This window comes from Streptomyces sp. NPDC003036 (assembly GCF_040611175.1).
Taxonomy (GTDB): Bacteria; Actinomycetota; Actinomycetes; order Streptomycetales; family Streptomycetaceae; genus Streptomyces.
Map to the genome: position 1 here is coordinate 1 of NZ_JBEXNO010000043.1, position 22,112 is coordinate 22,112.

The 22,112-nt window shown below is 72.7% G+C and carries 23 protein-coding genes and 2 pseudogenes; 11 read left to right on the top strand and 14 right to left on the bottom strand.

Going from position 1 to position 22,112, the window contains the following annotated elements; translation table 11 throughout:
• On the top strand, window positions 1–204 hold a 204-nt coding region (locus tag ABZX67_RS26870), incomplete at its 5' end, for a hypothetical protein (RefSeq protein WP_355364959.1).
• Between the two features lie 21 nt (window positions 205–225).
• On the opposite strand, the gene ABZX67_RS26875 is transcribed toward ABZX67_RS26870, so the two are convergent.
• Window positions 226–735, bottom strand: coding sequence for a YbjN domain-containing protein (locus tag ABZX67_RS26875; RefSeq protein WP_355364962.1), 510 nt, complete (start codon window positions 733–735; stop codon window positions 226–228).
• The gene (gene mshA, locus ABZX67_RS26880) at window positions 728–2,074 is read right to left on the bottom strand and encodes a D-inositol-3-phosphate glycosyltransferase (protein ID WP_355364965.1); all 1,347 of its coding nucleotides are present in this window, start codon (window positions 2,072–2,074) and stop codon (window positions 728–730) included. The genes ABZX67_RS26875 and mshA overlap by 8 nt, the downstream gene beginning before the upstream one ends.
• A 156-nt stretch (window positions 2,075–2,230) precedes the next feature.
• Here mshA and ABZX67_RS26885 point away from each other — a divergent pair, with 156 nt between their 5' ends.
• The 3 genes from ABZX67_RS26885 to ABZX67_RS26895 all read left to right on the top strand — a co-directional run bounded on the left by ABZX67_RS26885 (window position 2,231) and on the right by ABZX67_RS26895 (window position 5,769).
• Window positions 2,231–3,031 carry a class I SAM-dependent methyltransferase gene (locus ABZX67_RS26885; protein ID WP_355364968.1) on the top strand — a complete coding sequence of 267 codons (801 nt, stop codon included), beginning with the start codon at window positions 2,231–2,233 and terminating at the stop codon, window positions 3,029–3,031.
• A gap of 203 nt (window positions 3,032–3,234) precedes the next feature.
• The gene (locus tag ABZX67_RS26890; protein WP_355364971.1) at window positions 3,235–4,272 is read left to right on the top strand and encodes an NlpC/P60 family protein; all 1,038 of its coding nucleotides are present in this window, start codon (window positions 3,235–3,237) and stop codon (window positions 4,270–4,272) included.
• A gap of 228 nt (window positions 4,273–4,500) precedes the next feature.
• Window positions 4,501–5,769 (top strand): fused response regulator/phosphatase, encoded by a 1,269-nt coding sequence (locus ABZX67_RS26895; RefSeq protein WP_355364974.1) that lies wholly within the window; start codon window positions 4,501–4,503, stop codon window positions 5,767–5,769.
• Between the two features lie 66 nt (window positions 5,770–5,835).
• On the opposite strand, the gene ABZX67_RS26900 is transcribed toward ABZX67_RS26895, so the two are convergent.
• The 5 genes from ABZX67_RS26900 to ABZX67_RS26920 form a co-directional block, all read right to left on the bottom strand.
• Window positions 5,836–6,171, bottom strand: a complete 336-nt coding sequence (locus ABZX67_RS26900) for a DUF2516 family protein (RefSeq protein WP_355364977.1) — start codon at window positions 6,169–6,171, stop codon at window positions 5,836–5,838.
• A gap of 93 nt (window positions 6,172–6,264) precedes the next feature.
• Window positions 6,265–6,855: a hypothetical protein gene (locus ABZX67_RS26905; RefSeq protein WP_355364980.1), complete on the bottom strand. Its 591-nt coding sequence runs from the start codon at window positions 6,853–6,855 to the stop codon at window positions 6,265–6,267.
• A 37-nt stretch (window positions 6,856–6,892) separates the two neighbouring features.
• Window positions 6,893–7,279 carry a helix-turn-helix transcriptional regulator gene (locus ABZX67_RS26910; protein ID WP_355364983.1) on the bottom strand — a complete coding sequence of 129 codons (387 nt, stop codon included), beginning with the start codon at window positions 7,277–7,279 and terminating at the stop codon, window positions 6,893–6,895.
• 120 nt (window positions 7,280–7,399) lie between these two features.
• On the bottom strand, window positions 7,400–8,053 hold the full coding sequence (locus ABZX67_RS26915; protein WP_355364986.1) for a hypothetical protein: 654 nt from the start codon (window positions 8,051–8,053) through the stop codon (window positions 7,400–7,402).
• A gap of 12 nt (window positions 8,054–8,065) precedes the next feature.
• A complete protein-coding gene (locus tag ABZX67_RS26920) occupies window positions 8,066–8,509 on the bottom strand; it encodes a hypothetical protein (RefSeq protein WP_355364989.1) in 444 nt (147 codons plus the stop codon).
• 218 nt (window positions 8,510–8,727) lie between these two features.
• Here ABZX67_RS26920 and ABZX67_RS26925 point away from each other — a divergent pair.
• Window positions 8,728–8,805, top strand: a pseudogene (locus ABZX67_RS26925) (hypothetical protein); the annotation flags it as partial.
• 21 nt (window positions 8,806–8,826) lie between these two features.
• On the opposite strand, the gene ABZX67_RS26930 reads toward ABZX67_RS26925, so the two are convergent.
• Complete coding sequence (locus ABZX67_RS26930; RefSeq protein ID WP_355364992.1) at window positions 8,827–9,984, bottom strand: aminotransferase class I/II-fold pyridoxal phosphate-dependent enzyme; 1,158 nt, start codon at window positions 9,982–9,984, stop codon at window positions 8,827–8,829.
• A 192-nt stretch (window positions 9,985–10,176) separates the two neighbouring features.
• Here ABZX67_RS26930 and ABZX67_RS26935 point away from each other — a divergent pair, with 192 nt between their 5' ends.
• The 3 genes from ABZX67_RS26935 (at window position 10,177) to ABZX67_RS26945 (ending at window position 12,758) form a co-directional block, all read left to right on the top strand.
• Window positions 10,177–10,584 (top strand): PPOX class F420-dependent oxidoreductase, encoded by a 408-nt coding sequence (locus ABZX67_RS26935; RefSeq protein WP_355364995.1) that lies wholly within the window; start codon window positions 10,177–10,179, stop codon window positions 10,582–10,584.
• A gap of 68 nt (window positions 10,585–10,652) precedes the next feature.
• Window positions 10,653–11,135: a MarR family winged helix-turn-helix transcriptional regulator gene (locus ABZX67_RS26940; RefSeq protein WP_355364998.1), complete on the top strand. Its 483-nt coding sequence runs from the start codon at window positions 10,653–10,655 to the stop codon at window positions 11,133–11,135.
• 126 nt (window positions 11,136–11,261) lie between these two features.
• The gene (locus ABZX67_RS26945; RefSeq protein ID WP_355365001.1) at window positions 11,262–12,758 is read left to right on the top strand and encodes an MFS transporter; all 1,497 of its coding nucleotides are present in this window, start codon (window positions 11,262–11,264) and stop codon (window positions 12,756–12,758) included.
• On the opposite strand, the gene ABZX67_RS26950 is transcribed toward ABZX67_RS26945, so the two are convergent.
• On the bottom strand, window positions 12,668–14,752 hold the full coding sequence (locus tag ABZX67_RS26950; RefSeq protein ID WP_355365004.1) for an AAA family ATPase: 2,085 nt from the start codon (window positions 14,750–14,752) through the stop codon (window positions 12,668–12,670). The genes ABZX67_RS26945 and ABZX67_RS26950 overlap by 91 nt on opposite strands.
• A 201-nt stretch (window positions 14,753–14,953) precedes the next feature.
• On the opposite strand from ABZX67_RS26950, the gene ABZX67_RS26955 reads away from it, so the two are divergent.
• Window positions 14,954–15,739, top strand: coding sequence for a tRNA-dependent cyclodipeptide synthase (locus tag ABZX67_RS26955; protein WP_355365007.1), 786 nt, complete (start codon window positions 14,954–14,956; stop codon window positions 15,737–15,739).
• A complete protein-coding gene (locus ABZX67_RS26960) occupies window positions 15,729–16,949 on the top strand; it encodes a cytochrome P450 (RefSeq protein WP_355365010.1) in 1,221 nt (406 codons plus the stop codon). Before ABZX67_RS26955 ends, ABZX67_RS26960 begins: the two co-directional genes overlap by 11 nt.
• Before the next feature lie 67 nt (window positions 16,950–17,016).
• Here ABZX67_RS26960 and ABZX67_RS26965 read toward each other — a convergent pair whose 3' ends face one another.
• The 4 genes from ABZX67_RS26965 to ABZX67_RS26980 form a co-directional block, all read right to left on the bottom strand.
• Window positions 17,017–17,631 carry a TetR family transcriptional regulator gene (locus ABZX67_RS26965; protein ID WP_355365013.1) on the bottom strand — a complete coding sequence of 205 codons (615 nt, stop codon included), beginning with the start codon at window positions 17,629–17,631 and terminating at the stop codon, window positions 17,017–17,019.
• Between the two features lie 21 nt (window positions 17,632–17,652).
• Window positions 17,653–18,906 carry a GNAT family N-acetyltransferase gene (locus tag ABZX67_RS26970; protein ID WP_355365017.1) on the bottom strand — a complete coding sequence of 418 codons (1,254 nt, stop codon included), beginning with the start codon at window positions 18,904–18,906 and terminating at the stop codon, window positions 17,653–17,655.
• Window positions 18,907–18,983: 77 nt separating this feature from the next.
• A complete protein-coding gene (locus tag ABZX67_RS26975; RefSeq protein WP_355365020.1) occupies window positions 18,984–19,958 on the bottom strand; it encodes an asparaginase in 975 nt (324 codons plus the stop codon).
• Window positions 19,959–20,062: 104 nt separating this feature from the next.
• The gene (locus ABZX67_RS26980) at window positions 20,063–20,653 is read right to left on the bottom strand and encodes an ABC transporter substrate-binding protein (RefSeq protein WP_355365023.1); all 591 of its coding nucleotides are present in this window, start codon (window positions 20,651–20,653) and stop codon (window positions 20,063–20,065) included.
• 114 nt (window positions 20,654–20,767) lie between these two features.
• Between ABZX67_RS26980 and dtd the strand changes: the two genes are divergently transcribed.
• Complete coding sequence (gene dtd / locus ABZX67_RS26985; protein ID WP_355365026.1) at window positions 20,768–21,193, top strand: D-aminoacyl-tRNA deacylase; 426 nt, start codon at window positions 20,768–20,770, stop codon at window positions 21,191–21,193.
• 21 nt (window positions 21,194–21,214) lie between these two features.
• On the opposite strand, the pseudogene ABZX67_RS26990 reads toward dtd, so the two are convergent.
• A pseudogene (locus ABZX67_RS26990) lies at window positions 21,215–22,039 on the bottom strand (folate-binding protein); the annotation flags it as partial.
• Window positions 22,040–22,112 lie beyond the last annotated feature (73 nt).

Here is a 22,112-nt window from a genome sequence, read left to right on the forward strand (position 1 = left end):
CAACCCGTGGGGCGTCAAGGTCACCCTGGTCGAGGTGAAGGACGTCGAGCTGCCCTCGCCGCCGAAGCCGCGGAGGCCGCCGCGCAGGCCGCCGCGGTGGAAGCCGCCGCGGTGGAAGCGGCGGAAGCGGCGGCTGCCGCCGAGGCCGCTCGGGCCGAGGCCGCGGGCCTCGCGCGGGACCGGAAGCCCGAAGTCAGCGCCTAGGTACGGTCGGTCGGGCGAGGCCTACGACCCCGGCCGAGGGGTCGTCAGGTGCGTGAACGCCGCCAGGTTTCGCGTCGACTCGCCGCGCGCGACGCGCCACTCGTACTCCTTGCGGATCGCCGTCGCGAACCCCTTCTCCAGCAGCGTGTTGAACGCCCCGTCCGCCGCCTCCAGCACCGAGCCCAGCAGCCGGTCCAGCTCCTCCGCCGTGACCGCGGCGAGCGGCAGCTTGCCGGTCAGGTAGATGTCGCCGAGGCCGTCGACCGCGTAACTCACGCCGTACAGCTTGAGGTTGCGCTCGAGCAGCCAGCGGTGGACGGCCGCCTCGTTCTCGTCGGGGTGGCGGATCACGAAGGCGTTGAGCGAGAGGGAGTGGTTGCCGACCCGCAGGGAGACGGTCGTGGAGAGCTTCTTCGTGCCGGGGAGTGTGACGACGTACGTGCCGGGGGCCGGGGATTCCCAGGTCAGCCCGGCGTCGTCCAGCGCGGTCTCGATGGTGTGCCGTGCGTCTGCGTGCGCTGCGTCAGCCATGGTGGGAGCGTACGTGACGCCGGTGCTCGTGCAGGGCGGCCGTGTACACGTCGGCCGTCGCCGCCGCCGCCGTGTCCCAGCCGAAGGAGCTCGCGTGGCGCGCCGCCGCCTCGCCCAGGCGGGCGGTGAGCGCCGGGTCGTCGGCGAGGCGGTGCAGGACGCGCGCGTACGCCGCCGGGTCGTGGCCCCGCACCAGGAAGCCGGTCTCGCCGTCCCGGACCGCCACCGGCAGGCCGCCGACGGCCGCCGCGACGACCGGGGTGCCGGCCGCCTGCGCCTCGATGGCGACGAGCCCGAAGGATTCGCTGTACGAGGGCATGACCAGCACGGACGCCGCCCGGAACCAGTCGGCGAGCCGCTCCTGCCCGACCGGCGGGTGGAAGCGGACGACGTCGGCGATGCCGAGGCGGGCGGCGAGCTTCTGCAGGCCCTCGGGCTTGGCCAGGCCGCTGCCGCTGGGTCCGCCGACCACCGGGACGATCATCCGGGAGCGCAGGGAGGGCTCCCGCTCCAGCATCAGGGCCGCCGCGCGCAGCAGGATGTCGGGGGCCTTCAGCGGCTGTATGCGGCCGGCGAAGACGGGGACGAAGGCGTCGGCGGGCAGCCCGAGCCGGGCGCGGGCGGCGGCGCGGCCGTCGGCGGGCCGGAAGCGGTCCAGGTTCACGCCGGGGTGGACGACGGCGACCTTGGCGGGGTCGGCCTCGTAGAAGCGGGTGAGCTCGTCGGCCTCGCCCTCGGTGTTGGCGATCAGCCGGTCGGCGGCGCGGACGATCTGCGTCTCGCCGATCACGCGGGCGGCGGGCTCGGGGGTGTCGCCCTCCGCGAGCGAGGCGTTCTTGACCTTGGCCATGGTGTGCATGGCGTGGACGAGCGGGACGCCCCAGCGCTGGGCGGCGAGCCAGCCGACGTGGCCGGAGAGCCAGTAGTGGGAGTGGACCAGGTCGTAGTGGCCGGGCCGGTGCCGGGCCCAGGCTTGCATCACGCCGTGCGTGAAGGCGCACAGCTGGGCCGGCAGCTCCTCCTTGGCGAGCCCTTCGTACGGCCCGGCGTCCACGTGCCGGACGAGGACGCCGGGGGTGAGCTCGACGGCCGGGGGCAGGCCGCCGGCGGTGGCGCGCGTGAAGATCTCGACCTCGATGCCGATCGCGGCGAGGCGCTTGGCGAGCTCGACGATGTAGACGTTCATGCCGCCCGCGTCGCCGGTGCCGGGCTGGTGGAGGGGGGAGGTGTGGACGCTGAGCATGGCGATCCGGCGGGGCGTCCGGGGCCGGCCGGGCAGCCGGAGCCGGGACGGCGTGGCCGCCAGGGTGCCGGCGAACCGGGACACGTACTGGCTCACGTCGGCGTCCTTCCGCAGTCCTTGGTGGTGCTCATGGCATGGGGCATGGCGAGGCATGGCAAAGGGAGGATGCGCTGGGTCGATCCTCTCTCCCGCGCTCAACAGCGGAATACGCCCTTTCATTTCCGGTTTGCCAAATCATTTACCCTCGATCGCATGGCCCCGCGCATCACCCGCCCCGTGGGCACCACCACACGCGGGACCACCCACCCGAACCGCCTGCGCCGCATGGACCGCTGGATCGCCGCCGTCCACGGCCCCGCGCTGCTGCGCGCCGCCACGGCCCCGGTCGCGGTGGACCTCGGATACGGGGCCGCGCCCTGGACCGCCGTCGAACTGCTGGCCCGGCTGCGCACCGCCGACCCCCGCGCCCGGGTCGTCGGCGTCGAGATCGAGCCCGCGCGGGTCGCGGCCGCCCAGCCGTACGCGCGCGACGGCCTCACCTTCGTGCACGGCGGCTTCGAGGTCCCCGTGGAGGGCGCCCCGGCGCTGATCCGGGCCGCGAACGTGCTGCGCCAGTACGAGGAGGGCGAGGTAGCCGCCGTGTGGGAGCGGCTGTGCGCGCGGCTCGCGCCCGGGGGGCTGCTGGTGGAGGGAACCTGCGACGAGATCGGGCGGCGGCACGTGTGGGTGGCACTGGGGCCCGAGGGGCCGCGCACCGTGACGTTCGCCACCCGGCTGGGGTCGCTGGAGCGGCCGTCGGACCTGGCCGAACGGCTGCCGAAGGCGCTGATCCACCGCAATACGCCGGGCGAGCGGGTGCACGCCTTCCTGCGGGACTTCGACCGGGCGTGGGCGGCGGCGTCGCCGTACGCCTCGCTGGGGGCCCGGCAGCGGTGGATCGCGACGGCGCGGGCGCTGGCGGAGGACTGGCCGCTGGCGGACGGGCGGCGGCGGTGGCGGCAGGGGGAGCTCACGGTGGAGTGGTCGGCGCTGGCGCCCGCGCCGGTCGCGTAACCGCGGCGGGGGCACCGGTGGCGTAGCCGGGCGGGGGTCGCGGGGCATGGCCGGGGCGCGGCCGGGGGGCCACGGCGGGAACCGGGGCGTGGCGCGAACCCTCTGTTACTTTGCCGGGCGACATGGCACCATCGCGGAGACCGCGAAAAGTTACTGACGGTAAATCAGATCTGGGGCCTGATACCGGCACAGAGGGGGACTCCGTGAACCGACGCCGTTGCGTCTCCGCCGCGATCACGTTGGTCTGCGCCCTGACCGTGCTCGCCTCACCGGCGTACGCCGCGCCCACCCCGCCGCCGGAGCCGCGCAGGACCCTCGAAGAGGTACGCGCCGAGATCGACGGCCTCTACCGGCAGGCCGCCTCCGCCACCGACGCGTACAACCTCGCCGAGGAGCGGGCGCGGAAGCAGTCGGCCGAGGTCGTACGACTCGCGCAGGCGATCGTCGACGGTCAGGCGCGTATCGACGACCTGAAGAAGCGGGCCGGCGCGGCCGCCCGCGCCCAGTACCGCAACGGCGGCATACCGGACGAGGCGAGGTTCGTCCTCGCCAACGACCCGCGGCGCTTCCTCGACGGCGCCGGGCGCCTCCAGCAGGGCCAGAAGGCCACGCAGGACCTCCTCGGCGAACTCTCCCGCGTGCAGACCGACTTGGAGTCCTACACCGCCGACGCCGGCACCGAGTGGACCCGCCTGGAGGCCCACCGCACCCAGCAGGCGAAGGCGAAGAAGGAGATCGAGACCAAGATCGCCGCGGCCGAGAAGCTGGAGTCGCAGCTCGAGGCCGAGGAGCGCGAGCGGCTGCTGCGGCTGGAGCAGCAGGAGCAGTCGCGTGCGCAGACGGCGTGGCTGGGCTCCGGCGTGCTGAAGGAGGCCGGCGGCAGCGCGAGCGCCCAGGGCAGGAAGGCGATCGAGTTCGCCACCGCCCAGATCGGCAAGCCGTACGTGTGGGGCGCGGAGGGTCCCGGGTCGTACGACTGCTCGGGGCTGACGCAGCGGGCGTGGGGCGCGGCCGGGAAGGCCATCCCGCGCACCTCGCAGGAGCAGTGGCGGCTGCTGCCCCGGATCGACATCCGGGACATGCGGGCGGGCGACCTGATCATCTACCACGCCGACGCCAGCCATGTGGGCATGTACGTCGGGGACGGGATGATCGTGCACGCGCCGCGCCCGGGGCGGAACGTGACGCTGGCCGGGGCGGGCTCGATGCGGATCCTCGGGGTCGTACGCCCGGACAAGTAGCCTTTGTCCGATCTTCGGAGCGCGTGAGGGCCGTGTGAGGGCCCCCACACGCGGCGCGTGATGTTCGTCATGGGCCAATGCCCAACTACCTCCCACCACGCGGCATATGCCATCCGCTCTTCGCCGAACGCCATTCCGTTCGGCCGCCGCGTACCGCTATGGTCCCGGCTGGTGGTGCGTCGACCGGCGCGCCACCGCGCCCTCGGGGGGAGGGAAGGAAACAGACCGATGCCCGTACCCGTACCGCGACAGAGGGTGGACTCCGGCCGAGCCGCATCCGCCACCGTCGCGGAAGCCGCCGGGACCACGGACCTCAGCCTCACGCTTCTCGTGATCGAGGACGACCCGGCGGGCGCCTTCACCGTCCCGGAGCTCGTGGACGCCTCCGGCACCCGGGTCCGCATACGCACCGCCCGCAACCTCACCGAGGCCGAGCGGCTGCTCACCGACGACGTCCACTGCGTCCTGGTGGACCTCGCACTGCCGGCGCCCCGGCAGGACGAGGCGGCCGACCGGCTCGCGGCGCTGCGCCACGTGCTGCGCCTCGCGCCGCGCCACGCCGTGCTGGCGCTGGCCACGTCGAGCGAGCCCGAGCTCGCCGCCGAGGCCGTACGCGCCGGGGCGCAGGACCACCTCTTCCGCGAGGAGCTGGACGGGCCGCTGCTCAGCCGGGCCATCCGGTACGCCGTCGAGCGCAAGCGCGCCGACTCGGCGCAGGTGAAGCTGGCCGAGTCGCGGGTGCGGGCGCAGGAGAACGCCCGTCTGGAGCGGGGCCTGCTGCCGACGCCGCTGCTGGAGGGGTCGGACCTGCGGTTCGCGGCCCGCTACCGGCCGGGGCGCTCGCGGGCGCTGCTCGGCGGCGACTTCTACGACACCGTGCGCACGCCGGACGGCACCGTGCACGCGATGATCGGCGACGTGTGCGGGCACGGGCCCGACGAGGCGGCGCTCGGCGTGGAGCTGCGGATCGCGTGGCGGGCGCTGACCTTCGCGGGGCTGTGCGGGGACGAGCTGCTGTCGACGCTCCAGCGGGTGCTGGAGCACGAGCGCGAGAACGACGAGATCTTCGCGACCCTGTGCACCGTGGACATCGCGCCGGACGGCCGCCGCGCCGGGCTGTGCCTGGCGGGCCACCCCTCGCCGCTGATCGCCCGCCGGGGCCGCGCGGCGCGGCTGCTGCCGTACGAGGACGGGGGCCCGGCCCTCGGCCTGCTGCCGCGCGCCCGCTGGCCGCGCCGGCAGGTGGAGCTGGGCGGCTCGTGGAGCCTGATGATGTACACGGACGGCCTGATCGAGGGGCGCTCGGAGGGGCCGGGCTCGCCCCGGCTGGGTCAGGACGGCATGGTGGCCATGATCAACGAGCAGCTGTCGTCGGGCCTGACGGGCGAGGCCCTGCTGGACGCGGCCGTGACGCGGGTCCGCGACCTGAACGGCGGCGAGCTGACGGACGACGTGGCGGTGCTGCTGCTGGCCCGCGACGCGCGGGTCGCGGGCTAGCAGCTGCGGGGCGTGGGGCTCCGGTTACGGGGCTCCGGTTACGGGCCGCCGTTGTACGGGCTGCGGCTACCGGCCGCCGTTGTACGGGCCGTACGGGCCGTCGCTGCTGGAGCCGCCGCCGCGCCGGCCGCCGCCGGACACCTGCTGGAGGGCCGGCCGTACGTCGACCATGAAGACGATCGACGCGACGAGCCCCGCCAGCTGGAGGAAGAGCCACGGCACGAGCAGGTTCACCGCGACCGTCACGCCGAGCATGATCAGCCAGAAGGTCTTGGTCTGCTTGTCGGCGGCGCGGTAGGCGTCCTCGCGGGCCGTCGCCGCGAAGAAGAACGCGACGACCGCGATCACCAGGATCGCCAGGTAGATCAAGGAGAGGAACGACGTGAATCCCTCAATCAGCATGCTGAGCACCGCCTCACCAGTGATGTAACCCCTCGCCGCCAAGGTACCCCCACGAGCGCCGCCCCGCCGCGTGCGGCGGCGGGGCGGTGGGGGTCACTTGTCGGCCGGGGCCGTGGTCTTCTTCGCTGCCGGCTTCCGGGCGGCGGGGGCCTTCCCGGCGGGAGCGGTCCGCTTGGCGGCGGGCTTGTCCTTCGTACCCGTACCGGTAGCGGCCTTCGGCTCGGTCTTCGCCTCCGTCTTCGGCGCGGCGTCCGGCTCGACGGCCACGGCGATCTCGGTGAGCTCCTCGGCGGCCTCGCCACGCCACTGCCTGACGGCCTGCTCGCCCTGCTCGGCGACCTTCTCGTACGTCTCCTTGGCCCTGATCGCGTACTCGGCGGCCACGCCGACGCTCCGCAGCGCCAGGTCCTGGGCGGTCTCGCCCAGCTTCTTCAGGTCCGGCTCAAGGGAGCCGAGGACCTCGCCCACCTTGGCCTGCACGGTGGCCTGCGCCTCCTTGGCCTGGGCGGCCACCTTCTCCTGTACGGCCTTGGGGTCGGTGTTGCGGACCGCGTCGATCCGCGCCGGCGCCTCGGTCTTGAGCTGCTCGATCAGACCGGGCACCTTCTTGGCCTGCTGCACGGCCAGGTTCGCCGTACCGGCGGCGAAGTAGAGGGGCGTACGGAGTTCTTCGATGATGGCCACTGTGGATCCTCCGGGAACGCGGGTGGGTCAGTCGGGGTCAGTCTTCGGGTGAGGCGCCGTCCTCGCTGGTGTCCGCATCGAGCCCGTTCTCCTTGCGGAACGAGTCGTAGATCTGGAGCAGCACCTGCTTCTGCCGCTCGTTGATCGACGGGTCGGCGAGGATCACGGCGCGCGTCTCCAACTCCTCGCGCTCCCGCTCATCCAGGATCCCGGCGCGCACGTACAGCGTCTCCGCGGAGATCCGCAGCGCCTTCGCGACCTGCTGGAGCACCTCCGCGCTCGGCTTGCGCAGCCCGCGCTCGATCTGGCTCAGATACGGATTGGACACCCCGGCGGCATCGGCGAGCTGCCGCAACGACAGCTGCGCATTGCGCCGCTGCTCGCGCAGGTACTCACCGAGATTGCCGACGTTGAGCGATGCCATGGCTTGATGGTGCACCACTCTTGCTAACTTTTGCAAGCGAATGCTTGCAGGTGTGTCGCTCCCGACCTGCCGCTGCTGTGCCCTTGGGGTATCCGCCCCATGTCTGGGCCCGGGCCGCAGTCACCAGTCGGTGAGGTCGATCAATCGGGAGCAGTGCGGGTCGTCGATGCCGCCCCTGACGGCGCGTTCTTCCTCCTCGATCAGGGAGGGCAGAGCCGCGAGCAAGGCGGTCAGGGCACCGGACGGCCGCACATCGACCGCAATCACGTCCGTGTCTTCCGCGTGGTCGACATACAGGCGCATCCGGTCCGGGCCCTGGAGGAGGAACCCCCGTAGGCGCGGGTCGGGCTGTTCCTCGGTCCAGGGGGAGGTGAGGGTGCGCAGGATGGTGAAGGCGTTGTCGAACTCCCCCGGGGCGACGGGAGCGACCTGCGCCGGATCCACGCGGATGAGGGTCATGCCCATCACCGTGTCGACGCGGCTGCTGGAGTAGACGTGCGTTCCGGCAAGCAGGGTGCGCAGGACGTTGAGGACTTGTTCGCCCCCGATCAGGTCCTGCGAGTCGCCCGAGGCGCGAAGTGGGACTTCCCAGACCGTCAACCCCCCTGGGTCGACGGCACTTTCACCACCGGTGACGACGCGGATCGCCTCAGCAGACGGTGGCAGGATGCCCCGGATGCGCTGATCGCCGGGGAGCGGAGCGTGGATGTGGTGGAGCAGCAGGCGGGTGATGTCCGCCTGCTGCTCCGCGATCTCTTCAGGCACGAGGGTCACTGGTCGATGTTGTCACTGATTCAGCCAGTCCGGGCACCTGTTCATACCCTTGCAGTAGGCGGTAATGACGCCGATCTTCTGACCGTTGCCGGCGTCATAACGCCCGTCGGCGGTCTTGCGGGCGTACTGAACGATGACGATGATCTGCACCCGGCGGCTGCCGTTCCAGGCATAGGCCCAGTATTCGAGGCGCGCGCCGTTCTTCTTGTCGGGCTTACCGTTGATCGCCGCATTGACGATCTTGCACTTCTTGATGTTGTGACGCCCGGAGAAGTGCTTCCAGCCCAGCTCACTGTTGCCGACACGGGTGGGAATCACCCTGCCGTCCCAGTCTTCCTGCTTGCACTTGACGGTCTTGTCCCAGGCCGGTGCGGCATGAGCGGTCGTGGTGATACTGCCGGCGAGAAGGGTCGTTGCGGCGATGGTGATCGCCGCCCCCGTTGCGATCCTTTTCATGACCCGACCGTGTCACAGGCAGTCGCTCTCCGTCCTGGGATTTTCACACAGAGCGGCGATTTTCGGTCACTAGCCCGGCTCCCATGCCGACTACGCCTGGCTTGAGGACCGTTTCCCGGATCTCGCGGAGGCCTACTGCTTCGCGCTGGTGGAGAACCTCGCGCCCTCCGCCGTACTCCACCGCCTGGAAGGGCGGGAGGAAACGCGCCCTCGCCGAGCACCTGACCGGCGTCGCCCTCACGCCCGAGCTGCTGGAGGGGACGACGTTCACGTGCGGGAGCGTCGAAGTGCGGTGAAGCGCCCCCACTCCGCCTCCGTCACGGCACCGCCTTCGCCATCCGCTTGACCGCCTCCGTCAGGAGGTCCGGGGAAGTGGCGAGGTTCAGCCGGACGTGGCCCGCGCCGCCGGTGCCGAAGGGGAGGCCCGAGTTCAGGGCTACCCTGCCGCGGTCGAGGAAGGCGGCGGCCGGGTCGTCGCCGAGGGGGAGGGCGCGGCAGTCGAGCCAGGCGAGGTACGTGGCCTCGGCGGGGCGGTAGGTGACGGCGGGGAGGTGTTCGGCGAGGAGGCCGGCGAGCAGGCGGCGGTTGGCGGCGAGGCCCGTGTTGAGGGCGTCGAGCCAGTCGTCGGCCGAGCGCAGCGCGACGGTGTGGGACAGGACGCCCAGGTGGCTCGGGCCGTGGCTCACCTCGTCCGGGAGGCGCGCGAGGTCGGCGGCGGCCGCCGGGCCGAAGAGGGCGAGCGCCGCCTTGAGGCCCGCGAGGTTCCACGCCTTGGACGCCGACGTCAGCACCATGGCGTTCTCGGTGCCCGGCACGCTCAGGTACGGCACGAAGGCGGCCCCCGGGGCGACCACCGGGGCGTGGATCTCGTCGACGACGACGCGCACGCCGTGGCGGTCGGCGAGCGCGGAGACCTGTGCGAGCTCGTCGGCGGTGTGCAGGGTGCCGGTCGGGTTGTGCGGGCTGCACAGCAGGTACGCGGCCCGCCGCCCGCCCGCCACCGCATCGCGGAACGCCTCCTCCAGGGCGGCGAGGTCGATGCGCAGGTCCTCGCCCAGCGGCGCCTCCACCACGCGGCGGCCCATGTGCTCGGTGAAGGCGTAGAAGGGCGGGTAGACGGGGCTGTTGACCACCACCGTGTCACCGGGCCCGGTGATGAGCTTCAGCAGCTCCACCGCGCCCTGCATGACGTTGGCGACCATCGCCGTACGCTCCACGGCCACGCCGTCCCAGCCCCACCGCCGCTCGGCGAACTCCGCCAGCGCCTCGGCGTACCCCGTACCGGAGGCGTAGCCGGTGTCGCCGAGTGCGACCGCGTCGTGGAGCGCCCGCGCGACCGGCTCGGCCAGCGGTACGTCCATCTCGGCCACCCACAGCGGCAGCACGTCCTCGGGGTAGGCGCGCCACTTCGCGCTCGTGCGTCGGCGGAGCTGGTCGAGGGTGAGCCGGGTCAGGAGGTTGGGTGTGTCGGCCATGGCACCACGGTAGGGCGAGGGGCGCCGGTCGGCCCCCGGTGTCGGCGCATTTGGCCGGTCCGCTCTCTCCTCGGCCGGTAGCCGCCACCGGGTCGGCGCGGCTGGGTCGGCGCGGCCGGAATTCCTCCGCGTCGTACGGGTGTTGGGGCATGCGTACGGAGCACCGCCCAGAGCACGAAGGAGCACCCGACCGTGACAGCCAGCCTCTCGGACGAGCTGAAGAAGTACATCGACGAGCAGAAGGTCTTCGCGACCGTGGCGACCATACTTCCCGACGGGCAGCCGCACCTGACGGTCGTCTGGATCAAGCGGGACGGCGAGGACCTGGTGTTCTCCACCACCGCGCAGCGCATGCAGGGCAGGAACCTCGCCCGCGACCCGCGGATCACCGTGATGATCAACCCGCCCGAGAACCCGTACACCTACGCCGCCGTGCGCGGCACCGCCACCCTCACCCCGGACACCACGGGGGAGCTGGCGGACGAGCTGGCGCGCAAGTTCACCGGCCAGGACTTCGCCTCGTTCATGGGCGGGAACGCCGCCGACGGCGACCGGCTCATCGTGCGCGTGACGCCCGCCAAGGTCACTGGCCGCCTCTGACGCGCGCCCCCGGAGACACCCGTCCGGTTTCGGATTATCCGGTACGGATCCAGTTGTACGCTGGCGGCATGACCGCCATGTCGCCCGCACGCACCGAGCCCGACCTCTCCTACCTCCTCGACCACACCAGTCACGTCCTGCGCACCCGCATGTCGGCCGCGCTCGCCGAGATCGGCCTGACGGCCCGCATGCACTGCGTCCTGGTGCACGCCCTCGAGGAGGAGCGCACCCAGATCCAGTTGGCCGAGATCGGCGACATGGACAAGACCACGATGGTCGTGACGGTGGACGCCCTGGAGAAGGCCGGGCTCGCCGAGCGCCGGCCCTCCAGCCGCGACCGGCGCGCCCGGATCATCGCGGTCACCGAGGAGGGGGCGAAGGTCGCCCGGCAGAGCCAGGCCATCGTCGACCGCGTCCACGCGGAGGCCCTCGCGTCGATCCCCGACGGGGACCGCGAGGCCCTGCTGCGCGCCCTGAACCACCTGGCCGCCGGGCATCTGGCGGAACCGGTGGAGAGCCCCCGCCCGGCCCGGCGGGCACGTCAGGCGTAGAGCCGCACCGCACACACCCAAGGACCATCCCTCAATAGATAGTCTGCAACGAAACTATCTGCTACGGTCTCTCCTGTCGTCACCGCCACGCTCACCGCCGCCTCGACAGGAGAGATCGTCATGTTCATGACTTCACGGGGGACCTCGCCGGGCACCTCACGAGGCCTCGCCCTCGGTGTCATCGCCACCGGCATGCTGATGACCGTGCTGGACGGCAGCATCGTCACCGTCGCGATGCCCGCCATCCAGAGCGACCTCGGCTTCTCGCCCGCCGGCCTCAGCTGGGTCGTCAACGCCTACCTCATCGCCTTCGGCAGCCTGCTCCTGCTCGCCGGACGGCTCGGCGACCTCATCGGCCGCAAGCGGATGTTCCTGGCCGGCACCGCGGTGTTCACCGCGGCGTCGCTGCTCGCCGGCCTCGCCACCACCCCCGCCGTACTGATCGCCGCCCGCTTCCTCCAGGGCGCCGGGAGCGCGATGGCCTCCGCCGTCAGCCTCGGCATCCTCGTCACGCTCTTCACCGAGGCGCGCGAACGCGCCAAGGCCATCGCCGTGTTCAGCTTCACCGGCGCGGCGGGCGCGTCGCTCGGCCAGGTCCTCGGCGGGGTCCTGACCGACGCGCTCGACTGGCACTGGATCTTCTACATCAACCTCCCCATCGGCCTCGCCGCCCTCGCCGCCGCCGTCCCCGCCCTCCCCCGCGACCGCGGGCGCGGCCTCGCCGCCGGAGCCGACGTGATCGGCGCCCTGCTGGTCACCGGCGGCCTGATGCTGGGCATCTACACGGTCGTCAAGGTCGAGGAGTACGGCTGGTCTTCGACGCCCACGCTCGGCCTCGGCGCCCTCTCCCTCGCGCTGCTCGCCGGGTTCGTCGTACGGCAGGCCACGGCGGCGCAGCCGCTGATGCCGCTGCGGATCCTGCGCTCGCGCAGCGTCGTCGGCGCCAACCTCGTCCAAATCCTCATGGTGGCCGCGCTGTTCTCGTTCCAGGTCCTCGTCGCGCTCTACCTCCAGAAGGTCCTCGGGTACGGCGCCGCCGCGACCGGTCTCGCCATGCTGCCCGCCGCCGCGGTCATCGGCGCGGTGTCCCTGGGGGTCTCCGCCCGCCTCAACGCCCGTTTCGGCGAGCGCACCGTCCTGCTGGCGGGCCTGACCCTGCTCCTCGGCGTCCTGGGGCTGCTCGCCCGCGTCCCCGTACAGGCGGACTACGTGACCGACCTGCTGCCCGTGATGCTGCTGGCGGCCGGGTTCGGGCTCGCGCTGCCCGCGCTCACCACGCTCGGCATGTCGGACGCGAGCGAGGACGACGCGGGCCTCGCCTCCGGGCTGTTCAACACCACGCAGCAGATCGGCATGGCCCTCGGCGTCGCCGTCCTGTCCACCCTGGCCGCCTCCCGCACCGAGGGCCTGCTCACCGCGGGCACGCCCCAGGCCGAGGCGCTGACCAGCGGCTACCGGCTGGCCTTCACCGTCGGCGCGGGGCTCATCGTCGCCGCCTTCGCCGTCGCGGTCCTGGTGCTGCGCCCGGGGCGTCAGGCCCCCGGCGGGGCGAGCAGCGCGGCCGGCAGCTCGCCGGAGTACAGCACGTCGAGGCGGGAGACCGCGCGCGTGAGCGCCACGTAGAGCCGGTGGGCCCCGCGGGGTTCGGCCGCCACGATGGCGGCGGGCTCGACCACGACGACGTGGTCGTACTCCAGGCCCTTCGCGAGCGCCGCGGGCAGCACCGTCACCCGCCGGTCCGCCACCGCCGTGCCCCCCGCCTCCGCCTCCTGCGGATCCGCCACCCCCGCCTCCGCGAGCGCCCCGCGCAGCAGCTCGGCCGTCGGGCCGGTGGCGATCACGCCGACCGAGCCCTCGCGGCCGAGCGCCGCCCGTACGGCCTCGACCGTCGCGGGCACGAGAGACCCCGGCTCCACCCGGCGTACCGCCACCTCGCCCCCCGGCCGCATGGCCCGGGGGCGGGGTACGTCCACGTCCAGGCCGTCCAGCAGCCGGTTCGCGAGCTCCACGACGGCCTCCGGGACGCGGTAGCCCGCCGTCAGCGGGACCACCTCGGCGGTGGGCCGGCCCAGGTGCGCGAGCTGTTCCGGCCAGCTGCGGGCGGCCCAGGGCGTGGTGCCCTGCGCCAGGTCGCCCAGCACCGTCAGGGAGCCGAAGCCGGCGCGGCGCGCGATGGCGCGGCACTGCATCGGCGACAGGTCCTGCGCCTCGTCGACGACGATGTGGCCGTAGCCGCCGGGGCGTTCGACGAGCCCGGCGAGCTCGTCCAGGAGCACCAGGTCCGCCGCCGACCAGCGCGCCGAGCGGTACGAGCGCGGCGGCCTCGCCCAGCGGATCGCCGCCCGCTCCTCCGCCGACAGGGCGTCGTCGCACGGATCGGCCAGCACCTCGGCCAGCACCTCCTCGGGCGTCACCTTCGGCCAGCACGCGTCCACGAACGCCGTCACCGCCCGCGCCCGCTCCACCTTCCGCACCCACGCACCGCCCTTCGGCCCCGCGCGCCGCTCGGCCTGGTCCTGGAGCGCCCGCACCACCCGGCTGCGCAGCCGCTCGCGTCCCACGGCGTAGGGCGGCTCCTCGGCCCGGACGCCGGTGACCAGCCGCTCCAGCTCGTCGAGCGGCACACGCCACCGGTACGAGCCGTCGGGAACAACCAACGGCTCGGCCGGCGCGCCGACCCTGCGGTACAGCGCCCGGCGCAGCACGCCCGCCATGCGCGCGTCGTGCTTGACGGCATCCGCCTCCGGCGTGTCGTCCGCACGCACCTCGTGGCCCCGCGCGATCTCGTCCTCGACCGTCGACTGCCGTACGTCCACCTCGCCGAGCGCGGGCAGCACCTCGGAGATGTACGTCAGGAACGTGCGGTTCGGCCCGAGGACCAGCAGTCCGCCGCGCCGGATGCGCCGCGGGTGGGTGTAGAGCAGGTACGCGGCCCGGTGCAGTCCGACGGCGGTCTTGCCGGTGCCCGGCGCGCCCTGCACGCAGAGGGAGAGGGCGAGGTCGGCCCGGACGAGATCGTCCTGCTCGGGCTGGATGGTGGCCGCGATGTCCCGCATGGGCCCGACGCGGGGCCGCTCGATCTCCCCGGCGAGGATCTCCCCCGCGAGGACCTCCCCGGCGGCGATCGCACCGGCGGCGATCACACCGGCCTCGCCCTCGCCCCGGCGCCCGGCCGCCAAGTGCTCGTCCTCCAGGGCGGTGAGGTCCGCCGAGTCGCCGTCGCTGTACGGCGCCCAGCCGAACCGCCGCCGTATCCGTACGCCCTGCGGATCGCGGGCGCTCGCTTGGTAGAAGGCGCGTGCGACGGGGGCGCGCCAGTCGATGACGAGCGGCGGGGAGGCGGGGTGCTCGGCGATGCGGCGGCGGCCGATGTGGTGGCGCTGCCCGTCCGCGTGGTCGAGCCGGCCGAAGAAGAGCGGGCCGGGCCGCTCCTCGCGCAACCGCTTGGCGTGGCTGCGGAGTTGATAGCCGAGCGCCTCGGCGTCGGCGCCCGACGCGGAGACGTCCTCGCCGGTGACGACGTGGTGCTCGGCACCCTCGGCCATCCGGGTCAGCGCGGCGCGGCAGGTGTCGTGATGGGCCCGTTCCTTGCTCAGTTCATCGTCGAGTGAGGTCATTCCCCCAAGGTTAACGTAACCGAGTAAAGATAATGACTCACTCTCAAGATGGCGGAATGATGAATTCCAGCCGACCTCCGGTCAACGCGACCGGGGGCTCGTTGACACTCTCCGTATCCGGAAGCTAACTTCGCGGCGTCGTCGCCACACCAGGAGCACGAGGCTCCTCAGGGACTAGCGACGCGAAGGACTCCTTCCCAGTTGACGACTGAGACCGTCTTCGAGATCCAGCCCTTCACCCCTCCGGACACCGCCGCCGGACTGTTCACCGTCCGGCCCTACACAGCCCACTGCCAGGTGATATGCGCCGAGGGCGCCCACGCCGTCATCGGTGTCTCACCCGGCAACAGCTACTTCTCCGCCCAGCGCGTCATCGACCTGGCCCGCTGGGGCATGGCCCACTTCGAGCAAGTGGACTTCGTCTACACCGACTTGCACGTCGCCGAGATGTACGAGGCGTCCGGCTACACCGCCGAGGACGCCCGCCGCAAAGCCGTGAAGAACCTGCGCGGCGTACGGGCCAAAGTGACCAACGCCGTCGAGACCGTCGACCCCGACGGCATCCGGCTGCGCGCCCACCCCATGTCGGCGTTCCTGGACAACCCCGCCTACCGGGACATCCGCCACCACCTCCAGGACAGGCTGGACACCGACCCGGACTTCCGCAAGACGTGCGACGCGCTCGTGGACACCTTCCTCTCCTCCAAGGTCCTGGACGGGAAGGCCCCCACGGCACGGCAGCGCGAGGTGTGCGTGGAGTACGTCTGCGCCGAAGCCCCGCTCTTCCTCGACACCCCCGCCATCCTGGGCGTGCCGTCCTCCCTGAACTGCTACCACCAGCTGCTGCCGATGGCCGAGTTGCTCTACTCGCGCGGCTCCGGCCTGCGCGCCTCCCGCAACCAGGGCCACGCCATCGTCACGCCCGCCGAACACGCCCAGCCGACCCCGCCCGCACAGCGCGCCGAAGGAGACTCCGATGTCCGTTGAGACCCTGCACGACGAGCTGTACGACGAACTGCCCGACGAACTGCCGGACTTCCCCTTCTCCTGGCGCGGCGACCAACTCCCCGACGAGATAGAGCTGCTGCGCAAGGAGCCCGTCAAGCGGGTGCGGACCATCGCCGGTGACCCGGCCTGGCTGGTGTCCTCCCACGCCCTGTGCAAGCAGGTCCTGGAGGACCCGCGCTTCAGCCTGGCGGAGACCTCGGCCCCCGGCGTACCCCGCCAGTACGCCCTGACGATCCCGCCGGAAGTCGTCAACAACATGGGCAACATCACCGGCGCCGGGCTGCGCAAGGCCGTGCTCAAGGCGCTCAACCCCAAGGCGCCGGGCCTGGTGGAGTGGATGCGGTCGACCGCCGCCGACCTGGTCGAGCGCATCATCTCCGAAGGCGCCCCGGCGGACCTGCGCGGGCAGTTCGCGGACCCCTATTCGGCGGCCATGCACTGCCACATCCTCGGCATCCCGCAGGCGGACGCGCCCCGCCTGATGAGGAGCCTGGACATCGCGTTCATGAACTCGGCCTGCCCCATCACGGGCGCCAAGCTCAACTGGGACCGCGACATCGCGTACATGGTCGAGCGGCTGGACGACCCGTCGACGACCGGTCTGATGGCCGAGCTCGCGGCCCTGCGCGAGGACCCGGAGTACGACCACCTCACCGACGAGATGCTGGCGACCGTCGGCGTCACCATGTTCGGCGCGGGCGTCATCTCCACCGCCGGATTCCTCACCATGGCCCTGGTCTCGCTCATCCAGCACCCGGAGCTGAAGGCCGAACTCCTCGCCGACCGCACCAAGATCCCGGCGGCCGTCGACGAGCTGCTCCGCATCAACCTCTCCATCGGCGACGGGCTGCCGCGCCTCGCCCTGGAGGACGTCACCCTCGGCCACGTGGAGGTGAAGAAGGGCGAGCTGGTCCTCGTACTCGTCGAGGGCGCCAACTTCGACCCCGAGGTGTTCCGCGACCCGCACACCGTGGACCTCACCCGCGAGAACAACACCGCGCACCTCTCCTTCGGCGGCGGCCGGCACTACTGCCCCGCCACCGCGCTCGGCAAGAAGCACGCGGAAATCGCCCTGGAGACGCTGCTCGACCGGATGCCGGACCTTCAGCTGGCCGTCCCCATCGCCCAGCTCGTCTGGCGGACCGGCTTCATGAAGCGCATCCCGGAGCGCCTCCCCGTGATGTGGTAACCGCGGCCGGGCAGCCGTCCTTGAGGCAGTCGCCCCTGAGGCAATCGCCCTCAGGCCGCGGCCGCCGTCACTCCGCGAGGCCGTCGCGCAGCTGCCGGAACGCCAGCTCCGCGGCGGCCACCGCGTCCGGCTCCACCGCGTCGGCGCTCGCCCCCGCCGCGATCCGCCGCCAGTTCTCCTCCGCCAGGACCCGCTGTACGGCGACGATCTGGCCCGCCGCGAGCCGCGCCGCCACCCCGGCACCGAGCACCGGACCCAGCGCCGCCGCCAACTCGGCCTCCGCCTCGCCCTGGTACGCGTACAACCGCGCCACCAGGCTCGGCGTCCCGTACAGCAGCCGGTGGAAGGCGAGCACCGACGGCTCGTCGCTCAGCCCGGTCACCGGGTCGCGGCGCGCGAGCCCGTCCAGGAAGCGGCGGTGCAGCGCGCCGAGCGGGCCGGTGCCCCGGGGGCGTTCGCGGACGACGCGCGCCGCCTCGTCCCGGTGGTCGGCGAACCGGTGCAGGACAAGGTCCTCCTTGGCGGGGAAGTACCGGAACAGCGTCGGCTTCGACACCTCCGCCGCCGCCGCGACCTCCGCGACCGAGACCCGGTCGAAGCCCTTGTCGAGGAAGAGCGCGATCGCCGCCTCGGAGATCGCCTCGTACGTCTGCCGCTTCTTGCGTTCGCGCAACCCGCTCATGCGGACGAGCCTACGACCACCTCAGAACACGTCCGGGCACCACGGCCGCCGCGACGCGCGCAGCAGCAGGTCCGCCCGGGCCGCCGCGCCCGGCGCGTCCTCCGCCACCCGGCCCAGCGCGGCGAGCCGCACCGCCGACTCGTCGCCCAGGTACAGGGTGCCAAGCTCCGCGATGTCCATCGTCAGGTCGGCCGAGGCGCTCGTCGGGGCGCAGGTGGCCCCCTCCGGCGAGGCGTCCAGCCGGTAGCGGCCGCCCGCGAACCCGGCTGCGTCCCGCAGCTCCAGCACGAGGCTGCCGGACGTGCCGTACGTCCGCGACTCCAGCGCCCGTACGACGTCGAGGATCCGCACCCACAGGAAGTCGGCGTACGTCGTGACGCGGGCGGCGCGCGGGTTGGGCAGCAGCAGCGGGAGCAGGTCGTCGGGGGCGCGGTAGCCGCTCTTGACCAGGGTGACCCAGTCGACGGAGCAGACGAACCGCCACAGGGCGCGCTCGGCGGCCGGGGTGAGCGCCATCAGATCGCGCACGGTCGCGGTGTTCATGGGCTGCTTGCCGTCGTCCCAGTGGTCGTCGCAGGAGTAGGCCGCGTACCCCTCGACCTCGCCGGACGGCGAGCGGTACAGCGCGTAGAACGGTTCGGTGAACGGCTGCCCGTCCGGCTGCGGTACGGCGCCCGTGCGCGCCTGCCAGCTCAGCTCGGAGCGGCTGACCATGCCGTGCCGCACGGCCCGTACCTGGTTGTGGAGATCGGGCCCGATCTTGCGGAACTCGGGCGCGTCGATCAGGTCGATGCGGCCCCCGTCCTCCGGGCCCGACCAGCGCGGGTCGAGGCCGGCGCGCCGTACGTCGACCGTCCACTCGGTGAGCGAGGCGGCCGGTCCGTAGCCGTACCGCCCGTAGATCGGGTACTCCGCGGCGATCAGCGTCGAGACGGCCTCGCCCCGCTCCTTGGACGCCCGGAGTTCGGCGTCCATCATGCGGCTGAGCAGGCCGCGGCGCCGGTGCGTCGGAGAGACGGCGACCTGGCTCACACCGCTCGCCGCCACCGGTGCGCCGCCCACGGCGGTCAGCTCCTGGGCGAACGACCGGAAGGTGGCGACACAGCGCCCGGCGTCGAAGGCGCCCTGCGTGCGCGCCAGGTCGAAGTGCGCGAGGCGGCGCTTCACCTCCTCCTCCGGCGGGATCACCGGCGGCACCAGGAAACCGGTGCGCACGGCACGCAACCAGTCGGGGAACTCGGACTCGGTGACGGTGCGGACGTCGACGCTGCTCATGGCCGCCACGCTAGGCGGCCACTCGTCTCCGACGCACCGGGTTTTAGGCCCCGGCGTCTTGGAACGCGGCGTCTCAGTCAGAACGCGGCGCGCACCGCCCCGACCCGCTCGCCGCCGCCGAGCAGCGGCGCGTCCGCGATCCGCGCGAGTACGGGCGTGGTGCCGGCGTCCAGGCCCAGCAGCTCCAGGCCGCGCGCCAGGACCGGGCCCATCGCGCGCGCCGAGCCGTCGTCGATCTTGAAGGCGAGGGCGCGGCCGTTCGCCAGGGCGACCGCCTGCACGGCCTCGGCGCCCATCTTCGACAGCGCGCCGGGCACCTCCCGCATCAGCCAGGTGTCCGGGCGCCGGGTCCCCGCCACGTACTCGGGGTACGCGCGCATCGCGTCCGCGACCCGCCGCTGGGGCGTGCCGGGCTCGGCGAGCACGTACGAGCGGAACGCGCGGGCCAGACCCACCAGGCTGATCGCCATCAGCGGCGCGCCGCACCCGTCGGTGCCGACGGTGTCGACCGTCTCACCGGAGGCCGCCTCGACCTCGGAGTGGATCAGCCGCTGGAGCGGGTGGGCGGGGTCCAGGTAGCCGACCGGGTCCCAGCCGTTCTGGGCGCAGGCGGCGAGCATCGCGGTGTGCTTGCCGGAGCAGTTCATGGTGATCCGCTCCCGGACCCGCCCGCCGGCCAGGTAGGCCTCCGCCTCCACCGGGTCCAGGGGCAGGTCGGGCGGGGTCTGGAGGTCGGCCTCGGTCAGCCCGTACTCGGCGAGCATCTTGCGTACGAGGTCGAGGTGGAACGGTTCGCCGGAGTGGCTCGCGGCGGCCAGTGCCAGCCGCTCCCCGCTCAGGTCGAGCCCGGCGCGCAGCAGCGCGGCCGCCTGCATGGGCTTGTTCGACGAGCGCGGGAAGACCGGCGCCGTCACGTTCCCGGCCGTGAACTCGATGGTGCCGTCCTCGGCCAGCACCACCAGCGACCCCCGATGATGGCCCTCGACGAAGCCCGACCGGACGACCTCGGCGAGGACCGGAGGTATGGAGGCGTTGGCGGAGGTGGAGGTCATGACGGTGGCCTTCCGGGACGGAACGAGACCCGCGAGCCCGCGAGCCCGTGTCGAGGAGCTCCTTCGGGAGAGGGAAGCTCCTCCGGGAGACTCGGTCGCGAGACTCAGCTGAGCAGGTCGTCTACTTGTGCTTCGCCTTCACGGTACCTGCGGGCGATCTCGGCGCTGCAGTCGTCTGCGGTCCGCTGGAGCTGCTGCCGGCGCCGGGACACCTGTTGTTCGTAGCGTGCCAGACGTCCCATCGCGGCGCGCAGCTCTTCGTCCGTTCGGGCGGTCAGGTCCGACAGCTCGACGTCGGCGAGCATCTCGGCGGCCAGCCGCCGGTACGTCTCGCCGCGCGGCGTGGAGACCGTGACGTGGCGGGCGGAGGAGCGGTGCCGCGAGGGGGTGTCGGCGAGGATCTCGGAGAGCCGGTCCACCACCGGGACCTGCGTGCCGCCGCGCCGCGCGAGCTCGGCCCGCAGGATGTCGATCCGGCCCTGGAGCAGCCGTCGTACGTAGCTGAGGTCGGCCTCGTCGCCGTGCGCGTCGCGCCGCAGGGCGCGCAGCTCCGGCAGGCGCAGCGCCTTCAGGTCGGGGTGCCCCACCTCCGGCAGGACGGTCTCGGCCGGCGTGCGCGGCCCCGGCGGCCTGAGGTGGACATGGTGTACGGCATGCGGTGGCGTTGGCGTCTGCCCGGCGCCCGATGTGCTCATGGTGATCCGTCCCCTCGACCGGTGCGCAGCCGCACCGCCTGACACGCATGGTGCCACTCCCGCATGCGATGCGCAGGTGCACTGCACCCGTTCGGCCCCGTTACGTTGGTACGCATGCGTGCAGTGGTGCAGAGGGTCGACGGCGCGAAGGTCGTCGTCGCGGGTGAGACCGTCGGCGAGATCGTCGGCGAGGGATTGTGCGTGCTGGTGGGCGTCACCCACGAGGACACGGTGGAGAAGGCGGCGCAGCTGGCCCGCAAACTGTGGTCGGTGCGGATCCTGGAGGGCGAGAAGTCCTGCTCGGACGTGAACGCGCCGCTGCTGGTGATCTCGCAGTTCACCCTCTACGGGGACGCCCGCAAGGGCCGCCGCCCCACCTGGAACGCGGCGGCGCCCGGCGAGGTGGCCGAGCCGCTGGTGGACGAGGTGGTGGCGCGGCTGCGGGAGCTGGGGGCGCGGGTGGAGACGGGCCGGTTCGGAGCGGACATGCGGGTCTCGCTCACAAACCACGGCCCGTTCACCGTCATCGTCGAGGTCTAGGCCCTGAGGGCCCTCAGGTCCCTAAGGCTCGACGACCGTCTCCTGGGCGGCCGCGGTGTTCCCCGCCAGCAGCTCGGCGTCCACCGGCACGTTCCGCTTGACCAGCGCGAGCGCGATCGGCCCGAGCTCGTGGTGGCGTACGGCGGTGGTGACGAAGCCCAGCTGGCGGCCCTCCTCGCCGTCGGCCTTCAGCCGGATGGGCGTACCGGGGGCGGGCAGGTGCACCTCACTGCCGTCCAGGTGCAGGAAGACCAGGCGGCGCGGCGGCTTCCCCAGGTTGTGGACGCGCGCCACGGTCTCCTGGCCGCGGTAGCAGCCCTTCTGGAGGTGGACGGCCGTGCCGATCAGGCCGATCTCGTGCGGGATGGTCCGGTGATCGGTCTCGAAGCCGAGGCGGGGCCGGTGCTCCTCGACGCGCAGCGCCTCGTACGCCCAGATCCCGGCGAGCGGGCCGTGCCCGGCCGCGTACGCCTCCAGCTCGGCGCGCGGCAGGAACAGGTCGCGGCCGTGGGAGGTCTCCCGTACGACGACGCCGTCCGGCACCTCGGCGATCGAGCCGGCCGGCAGGTGGACGACGGCGATGTCGGCGGTCCGGTCGGCGACCTCGACGCGGTAGAAGAACTTCATCGACTCCAGGTAGCCGATGAGCGCCTCCTGCGTGCCCGGTTCGACGTGCGCCCAGACCGTCTCGCCGTCGTCGACCAGGTAGAGGGCGTGTTCGATGTGTCCGTTCGCGGAGAGGATCAGCGCCTCGGTGGCGTGCCCGGCCGGGAGCTCGCTGACGTGCTGCGTGAGCAGCAGGTGCAGCCAGCTGAGCCGGTCGTCGCCGCTGACGGCGACGACGCCGCCGGGGGGGGGGGGCTCCAATCCGGTTGCCGGGGGGGGGGGGCGCGGCTCACCGGACAGGTGGGGCGAGTGG